The organism is Pseudoalteromonas sp. J2K-J031 (assembly GCF_058197095.2).
The window spans coordinates 3486321-3508732 of record NZ_CM200279.1 but is presented as its reverse complement, the minus strand read 5'-3'; the positions used below and the strand labels follow the sequence as shown (position 1 = coordinate 3508732).

Sequence of the window (22412 nt, the reverse complement as noted above, 5' to 3'; positions counted from 1 at the left end):
TTTACTTAAGTGCTTTTATTCATTTGTTCAATAAATTGATTTGAGTTGGCAATTGATTTATTCATGTCCGTCATTAAGGATTGAATATCACGTTTTAAATTATTGAACTCGCCTTTAATGGCGCTGACAGCTTGTGCGTTAAGGTTGTGTTTTAGATACAATACATTGTCTTTTAACGCGGCAAGTACAGGGCCCATTTTTTTCTCTGATGTGCGCATAGACTTGAGCAACTTATCAAATTGGCGCTTGGTTGCATTGAGCTTTTTTTCACTTTCTCGCTTCAATGAGGGGTTTTGGTATTGCGCTAATTCATCGTTCCATTCTGAAAAAAGCGCATTGGCGACATCTTCTACTTTATCAATACGATTTGAAACGTCATCAGCTGCTTTTTGGCTTGATTCATAATCATCATTGAGTTGGTTATAAACAGTTTGTAACTCGCCGCCATCTAAATTAATCAGCAAGCTTAAGCGTTCTAGGGCAGATTGAAACTCTTGTTGCGATACTTGTTGAGACTCTTTGGCTTCTTCGACTCGGTCGATGAGGATCTCGCGTTTATGCACACCCACTTTTTCCATTGCTGAGTAATAAGCTGACTGGCAGCCGCTCAATAGCATGACAAGCGAGGTAGTTAGAAGTAACTTTTTCATTAATAGACCTTTTTATGCTGCAAACAGAGATGTTTTAGACATAGCCCTGTTATTTGTTCCTTTGCATGATATCTTATGAGTAACAGGTTAAATCATAACAGAATATACGAATATGCATGGGAAATTATCAGATTATTGGCTAAAGGCGCAGGGTATATTACTTAAATTATACGCATGGTTGCAGTTGTATGTGAGGCGCTGTCAAGAAGATGCAATTACCGTTAATGCGGGTTATTTAGCCTACGTTACCTTGCTTTCACTTGTGCCGTTAATGGCGGTGGCCGTTGCAATTTTCTCGGCTTTTCCTGTTTTTGAGTCATTTAGAGTGGGGATAGAGAATTTTATTTTTACTAATTTTGTGCCAACCTCGAGTGAGGTTATTCGCGAACATATCGGTGCCTTTGCAGGTAATGCCAGTAAGATGACAACAATAGGGATCGGCTTTTTGGTTGTTGTAGCGCTGTTTTTGATCCGTAATGTAGATGGCACACTAAATCGGATCTGGCGAATTGAAAAAAAACGCAATCCAATGATTTCATTTGCTATTTACTGGATGGTGCTAACTTTGGGACCTGTTTTACTGGGTGCAAGTTTGGGGGTAACGTCGTACATTATTTCACTCGCTAGCATCGCAGATCAAGGGATCCCGGGTTTGAGTGGATTCATATTGGCACTGATCCCATATTTAATTTCCATACTAACATTTACTTTGCTCTATACGGTTGTGCCAAATACAGAGGTGCCTTTTCGCGCTGCATTACCTGGAGCGATTTTTGCTGCTGTTTTATTTGAAGTAAGCAAGCAGGGGTTTGCAACTTATGTCAGTGAGTTTCCATCTTATGAAGTGATTTATGGTGCGCTTGCTACAGTGCCTATTTTGTTTGTATGGGTTTATTTATCATGGATAGTAGTATTGCTTGGCGCAGAAGTGACAGTGTGTATTCAACATTCTTTACACGCGACAGTAGTAGAGCCTGAGTCGGAGATATCGAAAGGTTCAGCTTCTGCAAGCATTACTTAGGAGCATGTGCAATATTTATGAGCATACTTTATGAAATTACAGATGCTAAAAGTTACCATGTGCCAGTTGGTCAGGGTCATCAAATTCATGTCGAAGAGTACGGTAATCCGCTCGGCGTTCCTGTTCTAGTTTGTCACGGTGGGCCTGGTACAGGTGCTAATGCGTTAGAGTGTCGTTATTTCGACCCTGATAAGTACCGTATTATCTTATTTAGCCAGCGAGGGTGTGGTTTGTCGACACCACAATTGAGTACAGAATCTAATAACACAGATTATCTGCTAAGTGATATGGACGTTATTCGTAAAACGCTAGGTATCAAAGCTTGGTTGCTCACAGGCTCTTCTTGGGGCGCGACTTTAGCATTGTTGTACGCCATCAAAGCACCTGAAAAAGTATTGGGGTTATTATTAAGAGGGACTTTTTTAGCTCGAAAGCAAGACATGCGGTGGCTTTATGGTCAGCAAGGTAGTGCAGTGTTGTTTCCTGATTTTTATCAGAGGTTTAATCCTAATAAACTTGATTATGAAGCGTTAATGCAATCCTATTTTACTGATGTAACCAGTGGCAGTGAGCTAAAAAAAATAAGAGCAGCAAAAGCATGGTGTGAATGGGAGTTGGTTTTATCAGGCTTACATCCTTCACATCATAACCAATATTTTATCTGCGATACGCAAAAAGCACTTAATATAGCGACATTAGAAACTTATTATTTTATAAATAATTGTTTTATAAGTGAAAATTTTATATTGAACCATGTTGGTGCAATTCGACATTTACCCATTCATTTCATTCATGGCCGGCATGATTTTGTCGCTCCCCTCGCTGGGGTGTATCAATTGGCACAAGCTCTAAATACTCGATTAGATATTTTAAATGAGGTAGGGCACTGCTCTGAAAATCAGTGTTATGCCGAGGCTATGCGCAATGCTGCAGATCGATTATATTGCAAAGTTAAATCAAACTATTTCAAAATAACAAGGTAAACAGTGCAAGCCATTATTCAACGAGTATCAGAAGCTAAAGTTGTAGTTGAAAATAAAGTCATTGGGCAAATTGAGCAGGGCATTTTAGTGTTGTTAGGAGTTGAAAAGCTCGATAATGAGCAAGTAGCTGACAAATTACTGCATAAAATTTGTGGCTATCGCATTTTTAATGATGACCAAGGAAAAATGAATTTAAGCGTTTCAGATATTCAAGGTCAGCTTTTAGTTGTATCGCAATTTACATTGGCTGCCGATACAAAAAAAGGGATGCGACCAAGCTTTTCATCAGCTGCAGAGCCTGCAGCTGCAAAAAATTTGTATCATTATTTTGTTGCTCAAGCGAAAGCTAAGGGTATTGACGTTGCAACAGGTGAGTTTGGTGCTGATATGAAAGTACATTTAGTAAATGATGGTCCAGTTACGTTTCGCTTAGAGGTGTAGCCACAAAATGTGGTTGGTATAGCCTGGGATTTTTTCTATTCTTACTTCTTTGGTAAACGTAGCTTTTAACAGGCGCTTGAGCTGAATGAGTTGCGAGTCACTTTGACTCAAAAAGTTAATAAACAAATGGCCGTTCGCTGCCAAAATATGACTCAAATCATCGTAAAACTGTTTTTGAAATAAAAATACGGGCGCTTCAAGCTGGCTAAAAATATCAATGATTATCCAATCGAAAGTACGTGCTGTTTTTATTTCAAGTAATGCATCTTGGCAATGTAAATTTATCGAGGCTTCACCACCAAAGTATTTTTTGTAGCAATGGATTATTTCAGGGTTTTTTTCTGCTGTTATGAGTTCAGTTTTTGGGTAATGAAATTGTAAGTAATTACGAATTGCCCCTGCGCCAAGCCCAATCTCCAACACCGAGCCTGGTATATCAATAGTACGCCAAATATTCGCAAGCACTTGTAAATGCGGAAATAACAAATGATCCGGTTCATCGATTTCGATGACAGATTGCAGTACTTCATTGATCAATAACCATCTAAGTTGTTGATATTGCCTTACTTGTATGCTTTGGCCAAATTGCTTTTGCCAATGGATCAGTTGACCTATCTCAGTACAGTGGGCAATGAAGTATGGGTGAATAATGCCTTTACCGGCTTGCACATATTTCATAGTTTAATCAGGATAGTAGAGCATTTTACGTGTGTCACGTTTTATGCACAGTTCAAATCAGAGGGCTATTTTAACTGTTAGTTTTTTGTTGTATTGTGGAGTGAATTTTTGCTCTGCGCTGTCAGAGTGATTGCGAATAATAACGATAGGAGCTGGCATGTTTCAAGTTACGACCCCACAAAGCAGTCAAGATTGGCAGGATTATTATCAATTACGCTGGCAGGTTTTACGCGCACCTTGGCAACAACCTCGCGGCTCTGAGCAAGATGATTTGGAGCAAGACTCAGAGCATCGCTTTATTCGAAATCGTGAAGGTGAGGTATTAGGTGTCGCTCGGTTGCATTTTAATAACCACAATCAAGCACAAGTACGTTATATGGCGGTAGCTGAGCATGCGCGTAATCAGCACATTGGTAGTCGTTTATTGCATGAATTAGAAATGATAGCTTGGACCCAGTCTGCACAAGAGTTGGTATTATTCGCTCGAGAGCGTGCCTTACCTTTTTATCAGCGCCATGGTTATACCGTCGTAGAAAAAGCCCATCTTGCTTATGGTGATATTCAGCATTTTAAAATGGTCAAAAATCGCCCGTCTGAGCCTGGTTGGTTTTTACACCCAGATTGGACGCAAGTGTTACAAAATACATGGCGCGAAGCCATTCCGATTAGTGATGCGATGGGGATTAAGGTTGAAACCTACACCGATTGGCTGTTTTCAACACAAGCTGATTTTGATGCCAATATTAATGTGCATGGTTCGATGTTTGCGGGTTCAATCTATAGCCTTGCTACTTTAACGGGATGGGGCGCAACGTATTTAACATTAAAAGAATTACAGCTTGAGGGCGATATTGTTTTAGCTGATGCTAATATTAAATACCTAAAACCCTTAAAATCTTCGCCACGTGCCAGTGTCGTATTAGCTGATTGTGTGGGAGAGCTTGAAGTGCTTCAGCAGGGCGAAAAAGCGGTGTATCACGTGCCAGTTAATGTCTATGATAACGATGTGAAAGTGGCTGAGTTTACTGGCCAATTTGTGGTTTTGCCATTAAAGACATCAGTTTGAAGTAACACGCATTCGGTTTAGATAATAAAAACGCCAATAAGTAAAATTATTGGCGTTTTTGTCTTTTAATTGTAGTGATGAACATAATCAAAGAAGATCACTGAGTAAAATACCAATACCAAATCGTTGAACATGGGCATTATAGTCAATTAAGCTTTCGCCATAACCATTAAAATATTGAGTATAGCCACGTAGCCGCCCCCAAAGTGGAAAGGACCAATCGAGTTGGATAGCACCTCGGTTTTGCGCGTTAAAATTATTGCGGCTCATAAAGCTAAATTCATGTTCTTGGTAACGATATGCGCCTGAGAATTCAAAGTAGCCCAAGTACTTGTAGATATCTGGGTTATCATCACCTTTTGGGTTTAAAGGGCTAGATTTGCGATTCTCAGGGATGCGATACCAAGGTTTTAAGCTAAAAACAAAACCTCTATTTTCCCAAATAAAGTCAGCATAAATGCGATTCCAAGAGCGAGAATTAGGCTGGCTTCGGCCATTTGATTGATGCTCAAACCCCAAAATAAGCGCCATTTCATCGCCCCATAGTACATGTTCAGGATCTAAAAAATTAACCCAAAAAATTTCAGGTTGGTAATTTGTTTCACGAAAAGGGGATGAGATTTCTTTATTAAAAACTTGCCAATACGATTCTAGTGTAAACCCTAAATAGACCGCCTGATCTTTGTCTGAAAAATGATTAAAGAGAGGAACCTTGATTGATAGCTGGTATTTAGATTCAAAATTATCTAATGGCTCGACAGTACCATCTGAAGTCTGTTGATTGTGGTGATCAAATGAGGACGAATTAGGGTCTCTCATGTAGGTAATTGGTAGTAAATAATTACGCTTATGGGGGGTGATCACATTGCGGTTATCTTGGCTGTAGTGTTCACGAGCCATGCGTTGATCAAGCTGACTAATCTTAGTATTGTTATCTGGCTTGGCGCAGTTTTGCTTAATTTGGCCTATGGTGCGCTCATCATCACCCGATAATAGCTCTCCTAATACACACTGTTTTACTAATTCAATTTCAGGATTTGAAACCGGTTCACTTTCGGATGCTTGAGGAAAAAACGAAATCAACGCAACCAAGCTGATCAAATAACGCATAGTTTGCCTATAAATTAGCTTATTAAGTACTCAGTATATCTTGGCTCTCCCTCATCGGGGAAATAATTAAGGTTATTTTTTGTTACCATATGAAAGAAAAAGGCGGCTTTGCAGCCGCCCGAGCTTGTCCAATTTGGACTCTCACGCAATGGGTTAATTGCTTGAAAAAGATGGCGGCAAAACTGCCGCTATCTGAATATGCCACGGGAATACATGGCGACTCTCACGCAATTAGAGTTCGGTTTAAAGATGGTTTACTCTATAGCTCACTGTAATTAGTAAAAAATTTATATAGCTCTGTGCCTTGGTTAACGCTGGCTGATGCAAAGTGCAAAATAGCAATTGCGTCTTTATCAAATGTCAGTTGCTGCAAAGGCGTTTCACTTAAGTAGCGCTCCATGCGCAAAATATTGGCGATTGGAGTGCCTGCTTTAATGTGTCCACCTAACGGTGCTAGGTATTCAACCATGCCGCCAAGTGGCGAATAATAGGCAATATAATCATCTAGATGACAGCTATAACGGGTCATTTTTGCGGGTTGATGATGTGAATTGTGAAACGCTTCTTTATGGGTTAAGTAACTTAAAATACTTTGCGCATCATATTTAGCGGCGGTTAAATCTATTTTTTCTTGTGAGCCAAGCTCCACCGTAAAGGCATCGACAGCGATATCAAATGATACACCTTGTGCTTTGAGTGCATTACTCAAATCCCACCACGGACAAAAACTGGCTTCATCCAATGCGCCACCAAAGCCATTATCAATTAATAATACATGCTCAATATTAAAAAAGCGGGCGCTGTTTTTGGCATAGGTTGGGCAATATAAGTGCTTACTTGAAATGGGGCCGGTATGTAAATCCAAAACAATATCAGCCTGATGAGCAAGGCGTTGCAGGTTATATGCAATGCGTTGACCAGTAGTGAGCTGATAAGCCGGTCCATTGAGCTTTTTGTCAATATAAGTAATTAATTGCTCGCGAAACGCATCTTTAATGGTGTTTGCATCACTTGTTAAGTGGTTGCGCACAAACTCAGGAACGATGGCGGTGGCATCTAAATACATGCGATTCCAATTCGTGCCCGTAATTGGATCGAAGCGACCTAGGGTAAATTCCCCTGATTTTTGATTACAACCAATCGGATTTGCATAAGGGACAAGTGTGAAATCTGCTTTTAAGTTAAGCTGTTTTAATTGCTCAAGTAGCTGATAAATAACCGCGTTACCTTGCACCTCTGCACCATGCATATTGGCTTGAAGATACACATGTGGACCTGTGCCATCACCTTTTAAGCGATAAACCGGAATGGTTAACGGTAAACCATTTGCAATTTCACCAACTAAAATGTTTTCTTGGCTGATTGAATTCATTACTTTATCTCAAATAATAATCAGCAGTTTCGCTACCGCGGACACAGCGAACTTGGTTGTTTTCTATTACGTACTCAGCCGCTAATTCATGACATAAAAAATAAGGCATGCTTTCGGTAAAGCCGTATGCACCTACTTGGCTAAAAACGACATGGTCATTTTCGTTGAGATCGGCGGGCAGCTGATGTGTGCCTAAACTATCGAGAGCCGTACAAAGCGGGCCATGAATTAAAAACTCACGAACTGGCGCATCAGATTGGCGTAGTAACTGGGCTGGAAACGCCTGATTAGTCACCGCAGGGCGTAAAATGTGATTAATTCCGCCAGCGGTAATTAGCTGGTGATACCCAAAGTTTTCTTTTTGTTCCACTACAGGATTTACATAATGGCCGCATTCACCTACAGCATAACGGCCTAGTTCCATCCAAAGTTCATTCACGCCTGATTCGAACTTAATATTGCTTAACGCATCAAGCAACAGAGGCCAATTGAGCGCATCTTGCTCAGTGGTGTAAGGAATACCTAAGCCGCCACCTAAATCTAAAATCTCTAGTGCAAAACCGAGTTGTTCGGCGAGCGTTTGTAATGGTGCAATCATTTGTGACCACAGTTGGGCTAGCTTGTCAGTGCTGAGCATATTGCCCCACTGAAAAATATGCAGACCAACAAAATTAAGGTGTGTGTAGTCGGCAATATTTAAATGTCGCCATTGCTGCGTACCTAAACCAAAAGGCGTTAGGCTATTGCCCCCTAATGGGTTTTTTTCACCTTCAGGCCAGCGAAGTTGCACGCGTAGCAAAATACGCAATTGCACTTGATGGCTTTGCGCCGCTTGGTTTAACCACGCCACTTGATTAAGGCTTTCGGCAACAAAGGTACGCACGCCAGCCTCTAAAAAGTGGTTAATTTGTTTCTTACTTTTGGCAGGGCCAGTATTGAGCACACGTTCAGCGGTAATTCCTTGTTTTAATACTTGATTTAGCTCGCCTGCGCTTGCTACGTCAAAATTAAAACCGACTTTATCTAAAGTTTGAATCACGCTCGACAAAGGATTGGCCTTGACTGCGTACCATAACTTCACCACATTTTGTGCGGTTAAGGGAGTTAAGTGCGCAGCAAGCTGATCTAAATCATAGATAAAAAAAGGATGGTCTTGCGTTTGCACCAGTGCATTAATGTGACCGCGAACTGATGTGCTCAAAAAGCTCATTAACGTAATACCTCTTCTAGTGCTAATGAAGCGTTTGATTGTGCATCACGGTATTTCACAATTAAGGCACATGACATACTTAAACCTTGGCTACGACCCCATGCACTTGATGCAGGGCGTGAACCTGGCACTACAATGGCGTATTCTGGGATTGGTTCGCCGCGCTCAAGTTGGCGCTCGTTAACACAGTCGTACACAGGAATAGTGGCCGATAAACGTACGCCTGGCGCAAGTACTGCGCCTTTTTTAACGACTACGCCTTCAACAATCACACACCCTGCGCCAATAAATGCATCGTCTTCAATCACGACTGGGCTCGCGCCAACAGGCTCAAGTACACCGCCTAGTTGAACGGCTGCACTTAAATGCACATTTTTACCCACTTGTGCACATGAACCCACTAAAACATGGCTATCAACCATAGTGCCAGAATCAACATAAGCACCAATATTGATATAAGAAGGAGGCATAATAATCGTGCCTTTAGACACATAAGCGCCAGGGCGTACACTGCTACCACCGGGTACCATACGCACGCCATCTTCAGCTGAAAAACCACGTACAGCTAAGTTGTGTTTATCAACAAAACCACCTGGGAATTCAATGTTGGTGCCATTTTTAAAGACGTCTAAAATGCCTTTTTTAACTTCAACATTTGCATGCCATTGACCGTTTTCATCTTGAGTTGCTGCGCGCACAGTGCCCGCTTCCAATTGTTGAATAAGTTCTGACCAGTTCATAAAATGCCTGTTTAATTAAAAGATAAAATTGTGTGATTAGCAGCTTCAAGCGCTGCATGATTATTGAGTTCTAAATGTGTTAACGGTGGGCGTAAATCTGGCAGCTGAATGCGTCCTTGTTTGTGCATTAACACTTTAACAGGGATTGGATTTGCTACTTCAAATAAACTATTGATAGCACTTGACCATTGGCCAAATAAATTAGGGTACGTACCCGCAAGTGAGCGACGAACAAACTCAGCCGTTTGAGTAGGCCATGCATTAGCAGCAACAGAGACCAACCCTTTAGCACCCGCTTGAGCAAAGTAAGGCATTAGCGCATCATCACCGCTGTAAATCGCCAATTGTGGTGCCGCTACGCGAAATGCTTCGAATTTGGCAATGTCGCCGCTGGCTTCTTTCATCGCCCATAAGGTGCTGTGATGACTTAAATTTTTAAGTACTTGTGGTGCGATTGCAACCGCGCTGCGACCTGGTACGTTATAAAGCATGCAAGGGTGTTTTGAATGGCTTAGCAAGGTATCAAACCACTGCGTTTGGCCTTGTACGCCCGGCTTGGCGTAAAGTGGTGATCCTAGTAAATAAGCATGAATAGGTAAATCATTACAAAATTCAAGCCATTGCACTTGTTGTTTTAAGTTAAAACCACCCACAGCGACCATTAATGGAACTTGAGGTGCTAATTGGCAAACAAAAGTAACAATGTCTTTTTGTTCGGCTTCGGTTAGAGCTAAGCCTTCGCCGGTACTGCCAAGTAATAAAATGCCATTATTAGCCGACACTTGTTCAGCAACTAACTGTGCCAAAGCGTCAAAATCAACTGTGTCTTGTGGTGTAAACGGCGTAATTAAAGCCGTCCATAACGGATATTCAGATAAATCGAATTGTTGGATCATCTCTACCGAACTCATATCATGTCGGTAGGAAAGTGGAGAATAATCCAAAGCACTACCGAACATATAAAATTCGAAGAGCGAATGGACTTAACAAAAATAAAGCAAATAGCCTTATTTTCCTAAGACCAGAAGCTCTCCACCAAAATTGCAACAGCTTAAGCTGTTATTGGTGACAGTCGCTGGGATTCAACCCAGACGCCCGAAATAACATTGAAACAAACAATGCGCATTCTCGGCGTTAACTCCCCTCATAAACGGTCATTGGAGTTTGTTCTCCTCTCGTTTATTACCTGATTAACGCACCTCTTCTAGCCCTAAAACTAATCGCTACAGAGCGTAGCAACTAATCATTGAATAGGGTTCACGGCAGGGATTGAAACATTTTAGCCATCTATATGTCAATGATGAATTACGATCTTTTCTTTTCGTCGAGATTGGTTTTTCGATATTTTGAGGTAAAAAAGGCGGCGCTAAAACGGGGTTTGTCAGGTGTGGAAGTGGTTTGTTTTAAATGAAAAATGCTGCACTTTGGCAGCATTTTAATTGCTTAAATAGCCATTTTAGCGGCGGATCCGGATGTCGCCCACGCCGACTTCTATGTTTAAATTATGTTGACCTGCACCGCGGTATTCAGTTTCTGAGCTTACTAACTGTCGTTGTTCTTTTACTTCGTTAATTAACCCGCTAACACGGGTATCACCGACACCAGAGCTCAGTTGAATGCGCTTAAAGTCATCGAGAGTGGTATCAATCCGAATTGAACCAACACCGACTTCAATGTCGGCAGAGTTGGCAAAGTTATTGATTTCAATGCTGCCAACGCCAAGTTGAACATCCAGTGCAGCAGTGCGTGGTAAGTGGATAGTCCAATCTTGTTGTAGGTCGTCTTTGTTCACTTCGAGGCTAATTTCATTATCGGTGATTTTTTTATCTAAAGTAATGCTTGATAAATCGACATTGGATGAAAACCAACCATTCTTTTTAGGTTTGAGTTCTATTTCAATCTTGAGCTGATCACTGTCACTTGCCTCAATTTCTAAACTTCCAACGGGAAAATTGATGCTCAAGCTTTGTTGGTTGGTCATTGTTAATGTTTCTGTAATTCTTTTTTCGCTATCGGCACTAGCCTGTTGGCTAAACAATGCGGTAATAAGGGTAAGTGAGCTAATTAATTTTTTCATAGTAAGGACCCATGTCTGTGATGATGTTATCAGTAAGTCGCAAGCCATGATTAAAAAGGTTTAAAAATAATTAAATTTATTTTTTGTATATTGAATTCAATTTAACTGGTAACATAAAATTAATCAATTGGATAATTTCTGTTATATTGTTTGAATCATTCATTATCTTCAGGCGTTACGAATAAAAAATCCAAATAAAGGTTTTAAAGTATTTTTATTGGCAATATTTTGCCTGCTAACTGTTTTTATTTGCATTGTTTTTGTTGTTGACTTGTTAGGGTTAAAAGGTTACTAATAAAAAAGAAATTAACGCAGACCAACTATCTGCCTTTTTACACTAATTAATGGTTAACAATTACATGCTCACAAATACACTTTCTCTAGTCCTAATTATTATTAACGTGGTGATTATTATCACCGCGGGGGCGAGCTAGTGTCTAAGTAAAATTGCTTAATCACGAACCCCCCGAGCTGAAAAGTCCGGGGGGTTTTTTGTTTCTAGGTGTTTGAAAAAATTGTAAAACTAAGGGTTGAATTGAAAATGACAGGCGCGCAATTACTAATAGAATTACTTGCTAAACATGGCGTAAACGAGGTGTTTGGCTATCCAGGTGGTGCCATTATGCCAATTTATGACGCTTTGTATGGCGCGCCGATTAAGCATTATTTAACTCGTCATGAGCAAGGTGCTGGTTTTGCTGCTGTAGGTTTTGCCAGAAGCACAGGGAAGTTAGGGGTGTGTTTTGCAACTTCAGGCCCCGGTGCAACCAACTTAATCACGTCGCTTGCTGATGCCATGATGGACTCAGTGCCGTTACTTGCCATTACTGGACAAGTTCCGACAGCAGCAATTGGCTCTGACGCCTTTCAAGAAATCGACGTATTAGGCATGTCATTGTCTTGCACTAAACATAGTTATTTGGTTGAGCGTCCTGAAGATTTAGCTGAGATTTTACAAGAAGCAATGCACGTTGCGCAGTCAGGGCGCCCAGGCCCTGTACTTGTTGATATTCCAAAAGATATTCAATTGGCGCAAGTGCCATTTCATCCTTGGCTTGCTGCTGATGATTACAAACCACAGGTTTCGCATAACGAAGTGCTAAAAGCCAATCAGTTGCTTGCGCATGCTAAGCGTCCGGTCGCGTATGTTGGCGGCGGCGTACAAGCAGCAGATGCGCAGCAACATTTAATGGCGTTTTTAAATTCAACCCAAATGCCAGCTGTTTCGACGTTAAAAGCTTTGGGGTCAGTTTTACCTGAATATGAGTATGATTTAGGTATGCTCGGGATGCATGGTGGTCAAGCTGCCAATTTAGCCGTCCAAGAATGTGATTTATTAGTATGTATCGGTGCGCGTTTTGACGACCGAGTAACCGGTAATTTAGCTAAATTTGCCGCCAAAGCAAAAGTGATTCATTTAGATATCGATGCGGCCGAAGTGGGCAAACGTAAACCCGTTGCGGCGTCGTTAGTGGCTGACTTAAAAGATTCTTTACCGCAGTTGAGTGCGCCAGTCACAGCGGCTGCTTGGTTAGATCATTGTTCTGCCATGAAGCAGCAATATGCATGGCGCTATGATTACCCAGGCGATAAAGTCTATGCTCCTTATTTACTTAACCAGCTTAGCCAATTAATGCCACAAAATGGCGTGGTATGTTGTGATGTTGGCCAGCACCAAATGTGGGTGGCGCAGCACATGAGATTTCGCCATCCAAGCAATCATTTAAGCAGTGGTGGTGCAGGCACAATGGGCTTTGGTTTACCCGCTGCTATTGGTGCACAAGTTGCTCGGCCGAATGATTTTGTTATCACGGTATCAGGTGATGGCTCAATCATGATGAATATCCAAGAACTTGCCACCATTCGTCGCAATAACTTACCCGTTAAGATTTTAATTTTAGATAACCAACGCCTCGGTATGGTGCGTCAGTGGCAACAATTGTTTTTTGATGGTCGTTATAGTGAAACAGACTTATCGGATAATCCTGATTTTGTTGCTCTTGCTGCGGTATTTGGCATTCCAGGGCAAACCATTACTCATGCCAATGAAGTGGATGCTGCGCTTGAAAAGCTCGTATCAGCAACCGGGCCTTATATTTTACATGCTTGCATTGATGATAAAGAAAATGTCTGGCCGCTGGTGCCGCCAGGTGCAAGTAACGAACAAATGATGACTGAGGTGCAAGCATGAAACACTATTTACAAGTTGAATTAAAAAACCAAAGCGTAGCAGTTGAGCGTTTTTTACGTGTTACCCGCCATCGTGGTTTTTCACTGACTCACATGCAGTTAGAAGCAAAAGATGAAAAATATTTAGTGAATTTTACCGTCGATAGCGATCGGCCTATTCATTTATTAACCCAACAACTCAATAAGTTGATTGAAGTTAATTTTGTAGAGCAGCAATTAAAACAGCAAGCGAGCTAACCGCTTTTTAAACATTTTTATCGGTAATACCGGCATTAAAAATAGGAAATTACTATGTCACAGCAGTCAGAATTTATTTGGTTCAACGGAAAGATGGTTCCATATGCGCAAGCAACTACCCACGTGCTTAGCCATGCCATTCATTATGGTAGCTCGGTATTTGAAGGTGTGCGTGCCTATGACACGCCCAATGGCCCAGCAATTTTTCGTCTGACTGATCATATCAAGCGTATGTTCGATTCAGCAAAAATTTATCGGATGGAAATTCCTTATACGTTAGAAGAGCTGGTTCAAGCCTGTAAAGACACTGTGGCACAAAATGGTTTTAAAGACGCATATTTACGTCCCTTTGCTTATTTAGGTCATGTTGGTTTAGGGCTAAATCCTAAATCTCATGTTGCTGAGGTCTCGGTTGCAGCGATGCAATGGGGCGCTTATTTAGGTGAAGACAGCCTTGCTGAGGGCGTTGATGTTTGTATTTCGTCTTGGAATCGTTTAGCGCCTAATACCATGCCAACAGCAGCAAAAGCAGGTGGCAATTATTTATCATCGCAGCTTATTTCAGGTGAAGCCAAACGCAATGGGTATGTTGAAGGCATTGCACTTGATACCAATGGCATGTTGAGCGAGGGCGCAGGCGAAAACCTATTTGTAATTAAAAAGGGTGTGCTTTATACGCCACCAACTACAGCGTGTATTTTACCGGGTTTAACCCGAGACACCATCATGACGTTGGCCAAAGAGTTTGGTTACGAAGTGCGTGAAGAGGCGATTGCGCGTGAAGCATTATATTTAGCCGATGAGTTTTTTATGACTGGCACTGCTGCTGAAATTGTACCGGTGCGCAGTGTCGATCGCATTACAGTTGGGTCTGGCAAGCGCGGCCCAATCACGGAACACTTACAAAAAGCCTATTTTGATTTGGTTAAAGGTCAAAGCGCCGATCCACATGGCTGGCTTGAATACGTAAACGCATAAATACATAAAGATTTTAAATTTTTGGGAATGAGGACTAGGGGGTGTTTCCCCCTAAAATACAGAGGTAACTATGGCTAAATTAAGAAGTGCAGAAACAACTGAAGGTCGAAAACGCGCAGGTGCTCGTGCACTTTGGCGTGCAACAGGAATGACAGATCAGGATTTTGGTAAACCGATTATTGCGGTTGTTAACTCGTTCACTCAATTTGTGCCAGGGCATGTTCATCTCAACCAACTTAGCGAACTAATGGCGCAAACCATCACACAAGCGGGTGGCGTACCAAAAGAATTTAATACCATTGCAATAGATGATGGGATCGCCATGGGTCATGGCGGCATGCTGTATTCGTTGCCGTCACGCGATTTAATCGCTGATTCGGTTGAATACATGGTCAACGGTCACTGCGCCGATGCCATGATCTGTATTTCAAACTGCGACAAAATTACCCCAGGCATGATGCTTGCGGCGCTGCGTTTAAATATCCCGGTTATTTTTGTCTCTGGTGGCCCAATGGAAGCGGGTAAAACGCGCCTTGCAGGCATAGATATCAAACTTGATTTAGTGGATGCCATGGTAAAAGGCGCTGATTCGAACGTGAGTGATGCCGATTCTGAACAAGTTGAGCGCTCAGCATGCCCAACCTGTGGTTCATGTTCAGGCATGTTTACCGCCAATTCAATGAACTGTTTATTAGAAGCCATTGGTTTAGCGCTGCCGGGTAACGGCACTACGCTTGCTACTCATAAAGATCGTAAACAACTGTATGTTGAAGCGGGTGCGCGCATTGTTGATTTATGCCGCGAATATTATCAAAAAGATAACCAAGCAGTATTACCGCGCGCCATTGCTAATCGCACTGCATTTATGAATGCAATGGTGGTTGATATCGCAATGGGTGGCTCATCAAATACCGTGCTGCATTTATTAGCTGCAGCGCAAGAGGCGGGTGTTGATTTTGATATGTCTCATATCGACGCGCTTTCTCGCAAAACACCCTTTTTATGTAAAGTTGCCCCAGCGACCCCTGATTACCACATTGAAGATGTGCACCGTGCTGGTGGCATGATGGCGATTATTCGTGAGCTTGGTAAAGCGGGTTTGGTTGATTTATCGGTGGATCATGTTGCCGGTATGACCATGGCAGAATTAGTTAAAAAATGGGACGCGACCGATCCTGCAAATGAAGCCGCACAAAAATTCTTCCGCGCAGGCCCTGCAGGTATTCGTACCACTAAAGCCATGAGCCAAGAGTGCCGTTGGCCGCAAGGGGATAATGACCGTGAGCATGGTTGTATTCGCAGTGTTGAACATGCCTTTAGACAAGACGGCGGCCTTGCGGTGTTGTACGGTAATTTGGCGCAAGATGGCTGTATTGTAAAAAGTGCGGGTGTGGTCGATGACATGCTGCATTTTGAAGGGCGCGCTGTGGTTTATGAATCACAAGATGACTCGGTTGAAGGCATTTTAAACGATGAAGTAAAAGCGGGTGATGTGGTCGTCATTCGTTATGAGGGGCCAAAAGGCGGCCCAGGCATGCAAGAAATGTTGTATCCAACGAGCTATCTGAAATCTAAAGGCTTAGCTGAAAAATGTGCGTTGATCACCGATGGCCGTTTTTCAGGGGGCACATCAGGTTTATCGATTGGCCATGTTTCTCCAGAAGCAGCAAGTGGTGGTGCCATCGCTTATGTTGAAAATGGCGATAAGATCATTATCGATATTGCGACACGCCAAATTAAACTCGACCTAACCGATGACGAGCTTGAAGCGCGCAAACAAAAGCAGCTTGCTCGTGGTAAAGAAGCCTATAAACCGGTTGATCGTGTGCGTTATGTCTCATCAGCTTTAAAAGCATACGCCTTATTGGCAACCAGTGCCGATAAAGGCGCGGTGCGTGATTTAGCTAAACTAGAGGAGTTAAGCTGATATGGTTTCAAAAGAGCTTGAATATTTCAGAGCAATTATCCAAGCCAATATGGAGCCATTGGCGAAAATAACGCAAGTGAGCCCGATGCCGAGTTTAGAAAAAAAACTCGGCAATAAAATTTGGCTAAAACGAGAAGATCAGCAACCTGTCTATTCGTTTAAATTACGCGGTGCGTTTCATAAACTTAAACAACTGCCTGCAAAATCAAAAGTGGTGACTGCATCTGCAGGTAATCATGCCCAAGGGGTTGCACTAAGCGCGAGCTTTTTAGGCCATACCGCCAAAATTGTGATGCCAGTAACAACACCTGAAATTAAAGTGAATGCGGTACGTGATTTGGGCGGTGAAGTGATTTTGCATGGTCATCATTTTGATGCGGCCAATAGCTTTGCTTTAAATCTTGCAGAACAAGAAGGGGCGGTATTTGTGCCACCCTTTGATGACCCAGATGTCATTGTTGGCCAAGGGACGATTGCACGCGAATTAATGCAGCAATTACCACAACTTGATGCCGTATTTGTACCTGTCGGTGGCGGTGGTTTGCTGGCTGGGATGTCGGTGTATATCAAATCATTACGGCCCGATATTAAAGTAATCGGGGTTGAGTCTGAAGAAAGTGCCTGTTTAAAAGCGGCGCTTGAAGTAGGCCATCCGATTGAATTGGACCGTGTCGGCAGTTTTGCCGATGGTGTGGCGGTTAAAATTATTGGTAAAGAAACCTTTCGTTTAGCACAGCAATTTTGCGATGAAGTGGTCACGGTAAGCAGTGATGAGATTTGTGCTGCGATGCAGGATGTCTTTGTTTCAACCCGTGCTGTGGCAGAACCATCAGGTGCTCTGGCCTTAGCAGGTCTAAAAAAATGGTGCATTGAAAACAAAGCCAAAGGGCTTAAGTTATCGGCGGTTTTGTCGGGAGCAAATTTAAACTTTGACCGCTTACGTTATGTAGCCGAGCGAACAGCGCTTGGCGAAAAAAATGAAGCGCTTTTTGCTGTGACCATAGGCGAAGAAAAAGGCAGTTTTCGCCGCTTTTGTAAAGCGTTAGGTGGGCGTGCAATTACTGAGTTTAACTATCGTTATGCCAATTCAGTTAAAGCGCAGATATTTGTGGGTGTTGGTTTGCGCCGGGCACAAGAAGAGCTCGATGAGTTAAAAGCTGAACTCACACGCTCAGATTATGATTTTACTGACTTATCAGATAACGAATTAGCTAAGTTGCATATTCGCTATATGGTCGGTGGTCAGCCCGGTCAAATGATTAAAGAGCGGTTGTTTCGTTTTGAATTTCCAGAGTACCCAGGTGCGCTAGAGCGCTTCTTAGATACTTTAGGCGCAAATTGGAATATCACCTTGTTTCATTATCGTAATCATGGCGCTGCAACAGGTAATGTACTAGCTGCATTTGAGATCCCTGATAATGACAATCAAGCATTTCAAGAGCACTTAAGTCGTCTTGCATATGGTTATCAAGAAGAAACTAATAACCCATGTTACCAGCGATTTTTAGCAGGACCAACAGAGAAACTTGCTGAGGTGAGTTAGTTAAGGTTCTGTTATCATAAATGTTTTAAACGCTAATTATTGATTAGCGTTTTTTTTTGCTTCGTTTAAGTCTATAGTTAATTCCACTTTTATGGATGCGTGTTGACAAGGAATGTATGCGAAATTGGCTTCTTACAACGTTGGTATTTTTTACTTGTGTTTCTCGTGCTGAATATAATGTTGTATTGCAGTTGAAATGGCAGCATCAATTTCAATTTGCTGGTTATTACATGGCGCTTGAAAATGGTTATTACCGCGATAAAGGCATTAATGTCACGATTATTCCTGCAGCCCCTAATGATGTTGATACTGTGCCAAAAGTGCTTTCAGGTCAGGCCGATTTTGGTATCGCCAATTCAGGGTTATTACTTCACCGTTTAGCGGGTGAACAACTGGTCGCGATGGCAGCGATTTTTCAAAGTTCGCCCTATTGCTGGTTGGTTAAAGGGGATTCACCCATTCGCACAGTGGCTGATTTTAAAGGCAAACGAGTTGGGTTTTTTAACCGCGAAGAAAGTGCAGAGTTATTTAGCATGCTAGCGCAAAATGGCATTAGTGAAAGCGATTTAATTCCAGAAATTCAAAATGTTACATTGCAACACTGGATAGATGGAGATGTCGATGTATTGCCTGTTTATGTGACTAATGAGCCATTTAGTTTGCGGCAAAAAAATATCGATTATCGATTACTATGCCCCAAGCGATATGGGCTTAATGTGTATTCTGATGTGTTATTTACTCGTCAAGATTTGGTCGACCAACACCCGCAGTTGGTGCTCGACTTTTATTTAGCGAGTCTTAAAGGCTGGAAATATGCAATTAATCATCCCCAAGAGGCCATTGATGTCATTAAATCACAATATCAAAGTCAAAAATCAAGATCTCACTTAGCCTTTGAGGCGCAAAAATTACTCGAATTTATCCATCTTGAGCAGGTGAGTCTTGGACAGATGTCGAATTCACGTTGGCGAGTTATAGCCAGTATGCATGGCGTTGATAAAAAAATAGTGAATGAATATTTAACAGGCTTCATCTATAAAACGCAAAAATTAACCCCGTTTAGTATCTCTTGGATGTATGTTGCAGCCGTGGCTATTATTTTAATTTCTTTGCCGAGTTATTACCGTTTGTTGTTCCGATCCAAAGATTCAAAATTAAAAACCACACTGAGTTAACCGACGTTTATAGCCATGTAATAGACATGGTTCAGGCTTTTTCATCGATGGATAGACAATACCGACATTAAACTAAAAAGTTGCTATGATGGCGTGCTGTTTATCTGAGTGGTTTATTTAATGATTTATGAAAGCCAATTTTTAGCTCTAGACCGTATTTTGTTTGAATGTCAGCATTATTGGCAAATAGTGGCTTTTGACTACTCTAAACTTCCTTGGCCTAATTTGAATGATGCGCTGCTACAATTGAGTGAGTCAGAGTTGGTTGAATTAGAAAATCATCCCGATCAATTAATCTGTTTTTTACAGCCATTTATTGCGCAATTAAGCCAGTTAAATGAATTAACGCAATTACCTATAAAACCTGCCGCTGATCTTACATGGCCTTTTTGGTTAGAAAATGGCATTAAAGGGCGAAAGCTTGAGCAATTGAAACGTTTTGTTGGTGTTGTTGCTGAGCGTACTTTACCTGTACTGGAATGGTGCGCAGGCAAGGGCCATTTAGGACGCATGTTCGCTTTTTCGGGAGCGCCTCAAGTGCATAGCGTTGAATTGCAGGCAAACTTGTGCGAGCAAGGTGAGCAATTAGCGAAAAAATACCAGCTTAATATTTCGTTTAGTCAGGCGGATGTATTAGCTCCCGCAGCTCGCCAGTTAGTAAAACCTAATCAGCATGCTATTGCCCTACATGCCTGTGGTGCGCTGCACCAGCAATTAATGCAGCATGTCGTCACACAAAAAACTCAAAAGGTGACGCTTTCGCCTTGTTGCTACCATTTAATTGCTGAAGATACTTATCAAACCATGAGCCGGTTTGGGGCGCAGTCGCTTCTGAGTTTGACACGACACGACTTAAAGCTGGCTTTACAAGAAACCGTAACAGCTGCTAATCGGATCACTGTTCTACGGCAAACTGAGGTAGAGTGGCGCCTCGCATTTGATGCCCTGCAGCGAGATCTTTTTGGTACGGATTGTTATTTACCTGTACCTTCAGCGCAAAAAGCACTTTTTACGGGTGAATTTTCTGACTTTTGCCAGTGGGCTGCAGATAAAAAAAACTTAGAGCTCCCCAGTAATGTGGATTACCAGGCCTATTTAAGCTTGGGTCAGCAGCGCAAAAAAATAGTCGATAGAATAGAGTTAGTTCGTCATGCATTTCGTCGAGCAATCGAGGTTTGGCTGATATTAGATCGCGCTTTATTTCTGCAAGAAAATAGTTATCGAGTTGATATATCTGAGTTTTGCAATAAAGAAGTTACACCAAGAAATATCTTAATACATGCACAGAGAATAAAAAATTAAAAGGTGGGTATGAATAAATTAGCAAACTTATTTGAAAATAATCGCCATTGGGCTTGTAAAATGACCAATAGAGACGCAAATTTTTTCAAAATATTATCTATGCAGCAAAATCCGCAATATTTATGGATAGGTTGTTCAGACTCTCGAGTCCCTGCTAATGAAATTGTTGGCTTATTACCGGGTGAATTATTTGTGCATCGCAATGTAGCGAATGTGGTTGTCCATACTGACCACAATTGTTTGTCGGTGATGCAATATGCCGTTGATGTGCTTAAAGTAAAACACATCATGGTGGTAGGGCACTATGGCTGCGGAGGGGTAAAGGCTGCACTTGATGGTGCACGCTTTGGCTTAATTGACAATTGGTTGCGTCATGTTACAGATGCAAAAGAAAAAAACTTTAGTCAACTTGAGCAGGTAACGAACCCGCAATTGAAGTTTGATGCTCTGTGCGAAATAAATGTTATCGAACAAGTGCGTAATGTGTGCCAGACTAACATTGTAGAAAATGCGTGGGACAGGGGGCAGGAGCTTTCTGTGCATGGCTGGATTTACGGCCTTAATGATGGGCATTTAAGGGATTTATGCTCAGGTATTACTCAACCTCATGAAATGCATCCAACTTATCAAGAAGCGATTGAGCAGGTTTTTAGCTCAAAAATGTAAGTATTATTTATGCTTGTCATTGTTACTAATGCTGGGGAGCCTCCCAGCGAGTGCATTTGATAAGTTAGTGCTTGATGTCCCTTTATTTACACCTTTTGCTTATATCGATAAAGAGGGGGTGTTAACGGGCAAAGGTGTGGAAGCTGTCAAACACATTCTTGATAAACTTGGGGTTGAATATCAATTACGACCTGTAGCCAATCACGGTGTCGGGCTTAACAATTTAAGCCAATTACAAAATGATGGTTTTTTTCTTGCCACGCAAAGTGATGAACGAGATAAGGTCGGTCAGCTATCGCAAGGTGTCATGATAAATGACTGGGCGTGGTTTTATTTAGCTGATTCAAGCTTAACCCCTGAACATAACAGTTTTAAGCAAACTGCTAAAATAGCATCACAATTCAATACCAATACCTTCCATTGGTTAAAAAGTGAAAATTATATGATTGCTTCTTTGCCCAACGAAGCTTCAACGCTAGTGAGATTGTTATTTAAAAAAAGGATCGATGCGGTTTTTCTTTCAGCCGATGTTTTTTGGCATGCAATGCGCGCTGGTGGCTATGATGTGGCATTGGTGAGGCAAAAAACTCAAAGTTCACAGCCTTTCGGTTGCTATTTTTCTCACCAATACCTAAAGCGTAACCCAACCTTTTTAGCGCAATTTAATCAGTTGGCAGCGATGGATCATTAACGGATTTATTCTTGGTTTAATTTCGCTTCAAGTTGGCTAACGCGCTCTTCTAATTGAATAAGCTTTTCGCGAGTGCGGATTAAAACTTGGCTTTGAATATCAAATTCTTCACGTGAGACAAAGTCCATTTGAGACAGTTTATTTTGCAATACTTGCTTGGTTTTAGCTTCAAAGTTTTCAGCTAAATTTTTCATGCCTTGCGGCATATTTTCAGTGAGTTGTTTTGCAATTTCTTCAATTTTAGCGGGATTAATCATGACAGAGCCTTCTAAATTTAGTTGGCCTAATGGTAACGCATTCACAGATGAATACCAAAAAACTATCCTATTTATACGTTTAAAAAAAGCGTTGTTTT

22 protein-coding genes and 1 riboswitch are annotated in these 22412 nt (G+C 41.7%); of the genes, 13 read left to right on the top strand and 9 right to left on the bottom strand.

What is annotated here, in order from left to right:
• Positions 1-5: 5 nt before the first annotated feature.
• On the bottom strand, positions 6-650 hold the full coding sequence (locus AC3KZC_RS16025; RefSeq protein ID WP_490579668.1) for a DUF2959 domain-containing protein: 645 nt from the start codon (positions 648-650) through the stop codon (positions 6-8).
• Positions 651-762: 112 nt separating this feature from the next.
• Here AC3KZC_RS16025 and AC3KZC_RS16020 point away from each other — a divergent pair, with 112 nt between their 5' ends.
• Genes AC3KZC_RS16020 through dtd form a run of 3 tightly spaced genes read left to right on the top strand, consistent with a single transcriptional unit; the run spans position 763 to position 3095 of the window.
• The gene (locus tag AC3KZC_RS16020; RefSeq protein WP_490579669.1) at positions 763-1671 is read left to right on the top strand and encodes a virulence factor BrkB family protein; all 909 of its coding nucleotides are present in this window, start codon (positions 763-765) and stop codon (positions 1669-1671) included.
• Positions 1672-1688: 17 nt separating this feature from the next.
• On the top strand, positions 1689-2654 hold the full coding sequence (gene pip / locus AC3KZC_RS16015; protein WP_490579670.1) for a prolyl aminopeptidase: 966 nt from the start codon (positions 1689-1691) through the stop codon (positions 2652-2654).
• A 3-nt stretch (positions 2655-2657) separates the two neighbouring features.
• Positions 2658-3095 (top strand): D-aminoacyl-tRNA deacylase, encoded by a 438-nt coding sequence (gene dtd, locus AC3KZC_RS16010; RefSeq protein WP_490579671.1) that lies wholly within the window; start codon positions 2658-2660, stop codon positions 3093-3095.
• Here dtd and AC3KZC_RS16005 read toward each other — a convergent pair.
• A complete protein-coding gene (locus AC3KZC_RS16005) occupies positions 3084-3773 on the bottom strand; it encodes a spermidine synthase (RefSeq protein ID WP_490579672.1) in 690 nt (229 codons plus the stop codon). The genes dtd and AC3KZC_RS16005 overlap by 12 nt on opposite strands.
• A 157-nt stretch (positions 3774-3930) precedes the next feature.
• On the opposite strand from AC3KZC_RS16005, the gene AC3KZC_RS16000 reads away from it, so the two are divergent.
• Entirely contained in the window at positions 3931-4839 is a 909-nt protein-coding gene (locus AC3KZC_RS16000) for a bifunctional GNAT family N-acetyltransferase/hotdog fold thioesterase (protein WP_490579673.1), read from the top strand.
• Between the two features lie 87 nt (positions 4840-4926).
• Here AC3KZC_RS16000 and AC3KZC_RS15995 read toward each other — a convergent pair whose 3' ends face one another.
• From AC3KZC_RS15995 to AC3KZC_RS15970, 6 genes are all read right to left on the bottom strand, one after another.
• Complete coding sequence (locus AC3KZC_RS15995; RefSeq protein ID WP_490579674.1) at positions 4927-5949, bottom strand: phospholipase A; 1023 nt, start codon at positions 5947-5949, stop codon at positions 4927-4929.
• Between the two features lie 259 nt (positions 5950-6208).
• Entirely contained in the window at positions 6209-7321 is a 1113-nt protein-coding gene (locus AC3KZC_RS15990) for a succinylglutamate desuccinylase/aspartoacylase family protein (protein ID WP_490579675.1), read from the bottom strand.
• A gap of 4 nt (positions 7322-7325) precedes the next feature.
• A complete protein-coding gene (locus AC3KZC_RS15985) occupies positions 7326-8531 on the bottom strand; it encodes a PLP-dependent decarboxylase (protein ID WP_490579676.1) in 1206 nt (401 codons plus the stop codon).
• Positions 8531-9271, bottom strand: coding sequence for a 2,3,4,5-tetrahydropyridine-2,6-dicarboxylate N-succinyltransferase (locus tag AC3KZC_RS15980; RefSeq protein ID WP_490579677.1), 741 nt, complete (start codon positions 9269-9271; stop codon positions 8531-8533). The genes AC3KZC_RS15985 and AC3KZC_RS15980 overlap by 1 nt, the downstream gene beginning before the upstream one ends.
• 11 nt (positions 9272-9282) lie before the next feature.
• Entirely contained in the window at positions 9283-10167 is an 885-nt protein-coding gene (gene dapA / locus AC3KZC_RS15975; RefSeq protein WP_490579678.1) for a 4-hydroxy-tetrahydrodipicolinate synthase, read from the bottom strand.
• A 121-nt stretch (positions 10168-10288) separates the two neighbouring features.
• Positions 10289-10483: riboswitch (Lysine riboswitch) on the bottom strand.
• Between the two features lie 244 nt (positions 10484-10727).
• On the bottom strand, positions 10728-11348 hold the full coding sequence (locus AC3KZC_RS15970; RefSeq protein WP_490579679.1) for a toast rack family protein: 621 nt from the start codon (positions 11346-11348) through the stop codon (positions 10728-10730).
• A 541-nt stretch (positions 11349-11889) separates the two neighbouring features.
• Here AC3KZC_RS15970 and ilvG point away from each other — a divergent pair.
• The 9 genes from ilvG (at position 11890) to AC3KZC_RS15925 (ending at position 22057) form a co-directional block, all read left to right on the top strand.
• Complete coding sequence (gene ilvG, locus AC3KZC_RS15965; protein ID WP_490579715.1) at positions 11890-13539, top strand: acetolactate synthase 2 catalytic subunit; 1650 nt, start codon at positions 11890-11892, stop codon at positions 13537-13539.
• Positions 13536-13775 carry an acetolactate synthase 2 small subunit gene (gene ilvM / locus AC3KZC_RS15960; protein WP_490579680.1) on the top strand — a complete coding sequence of 80 codons (240 nt, stop codon included), beginning with the start codon at positions 13536-13538 and terminating at the stop codon, positions 13773-13775. Before ilvG ends, ilvM begins: the two co-directional genes overlap by 4 nt.
• 54 nt (positions 13776-13829) lie before the next feature.
• Entirely contained in the window at positions 13830-14753 is a 924-nt protein-coding gene (locus AC3KZC_RS15955; protein WP_490579681.1) for a branched-chain amino acid transaminase, read from the top strand.
• Between the two features lie 70 nt (positions 14754-14823).
• Positions 14824-16680 carry a dihydroxy-acid dehydratase gene (ilvD, locus tag AC3KZC_RS15950; RefSeq protein ID WP_490579682.1) on the top strand — a complete coding sequence of 619 codons (1857 nt, stop codon included), beginning with the start codon at positions 14824-14826 and terminating at the stop codon, positions 16678-16680.
• A 1-nt stretch (position 16681) separates the two neighbouring features.
• Positions 16682-18223 (top strand): threonine ammonia-lyase, biosynthetic, encoded by a 1542-nt coding sequence (gene ilvA / locus AC3KZC_RS15945; protein ID WP_490579683.1) that lies wholly within the window; start codon positions 16682-16684, stop codon positions 18221-18223.
• A gap of 116 nt (positions 18224-18339) precedes the next feature.
• Complete coding sequence (locus AC3KZC_RS15940; RefSeq protein WP_490579684.1) at positions 18340-19398, top strand: ABC transporter substrate-binding protein; 1059 nt, start codon at positions 18340-18342, stop codon at positions 19396-19398.
• Between the two features lie 120 nt (positions 19399-19518).
• Positions 19519-20700 (top strand): methyltransferase, encoded by a 1182-nt coding sequence (locus AC3KZC_RS15935; protein ID WP_490579685.1) that lies wholly within the window; start codon positions 19519-19521, stop codon positions 20698-20700.
• Between the two features lie 9 nt (positions 20701-20709).
• The gene (can, locus tag AC3KZC_RS15930; protein ID WP_490579686.1) at positions 20710-21366 is read left to right on the top strand and encodes a carbonate dehydratase; all 657 of its coding nucleotides are present in this window, start codon (positions 20710-20712) and stop codon (positions 21364-21366) included.
• A gap of 28 nt (positions 21367-21394) precedes the next feature.
• Entirely contained in the window at positions 21395-22057 is a 663-nt protein-coding gene (locus AC3KZC_RS15925; protein WP_490579687.1) for a substrate-binding periplasmic protein, read from the top strand.
• 5 nt (positions 22058-22062) lie between these two features.
• Here the strand turns inward: AC3KZC_RS15925 and ubiK are convergent, their stop codons facing one another.
• Positions 22063-22314, bottom strand: coding sequence for a ubiquinone biosynthesis accessory factor UbiK (ubiK, locus tag AC3KZC_RS15920; protein ID WP_490579716.1), 252 nt, complete (start codon positions 22312-22314; stop codon positions 22063-22065).
• Positions 22315-22412 lie beyond the last annotated feature (98 nt).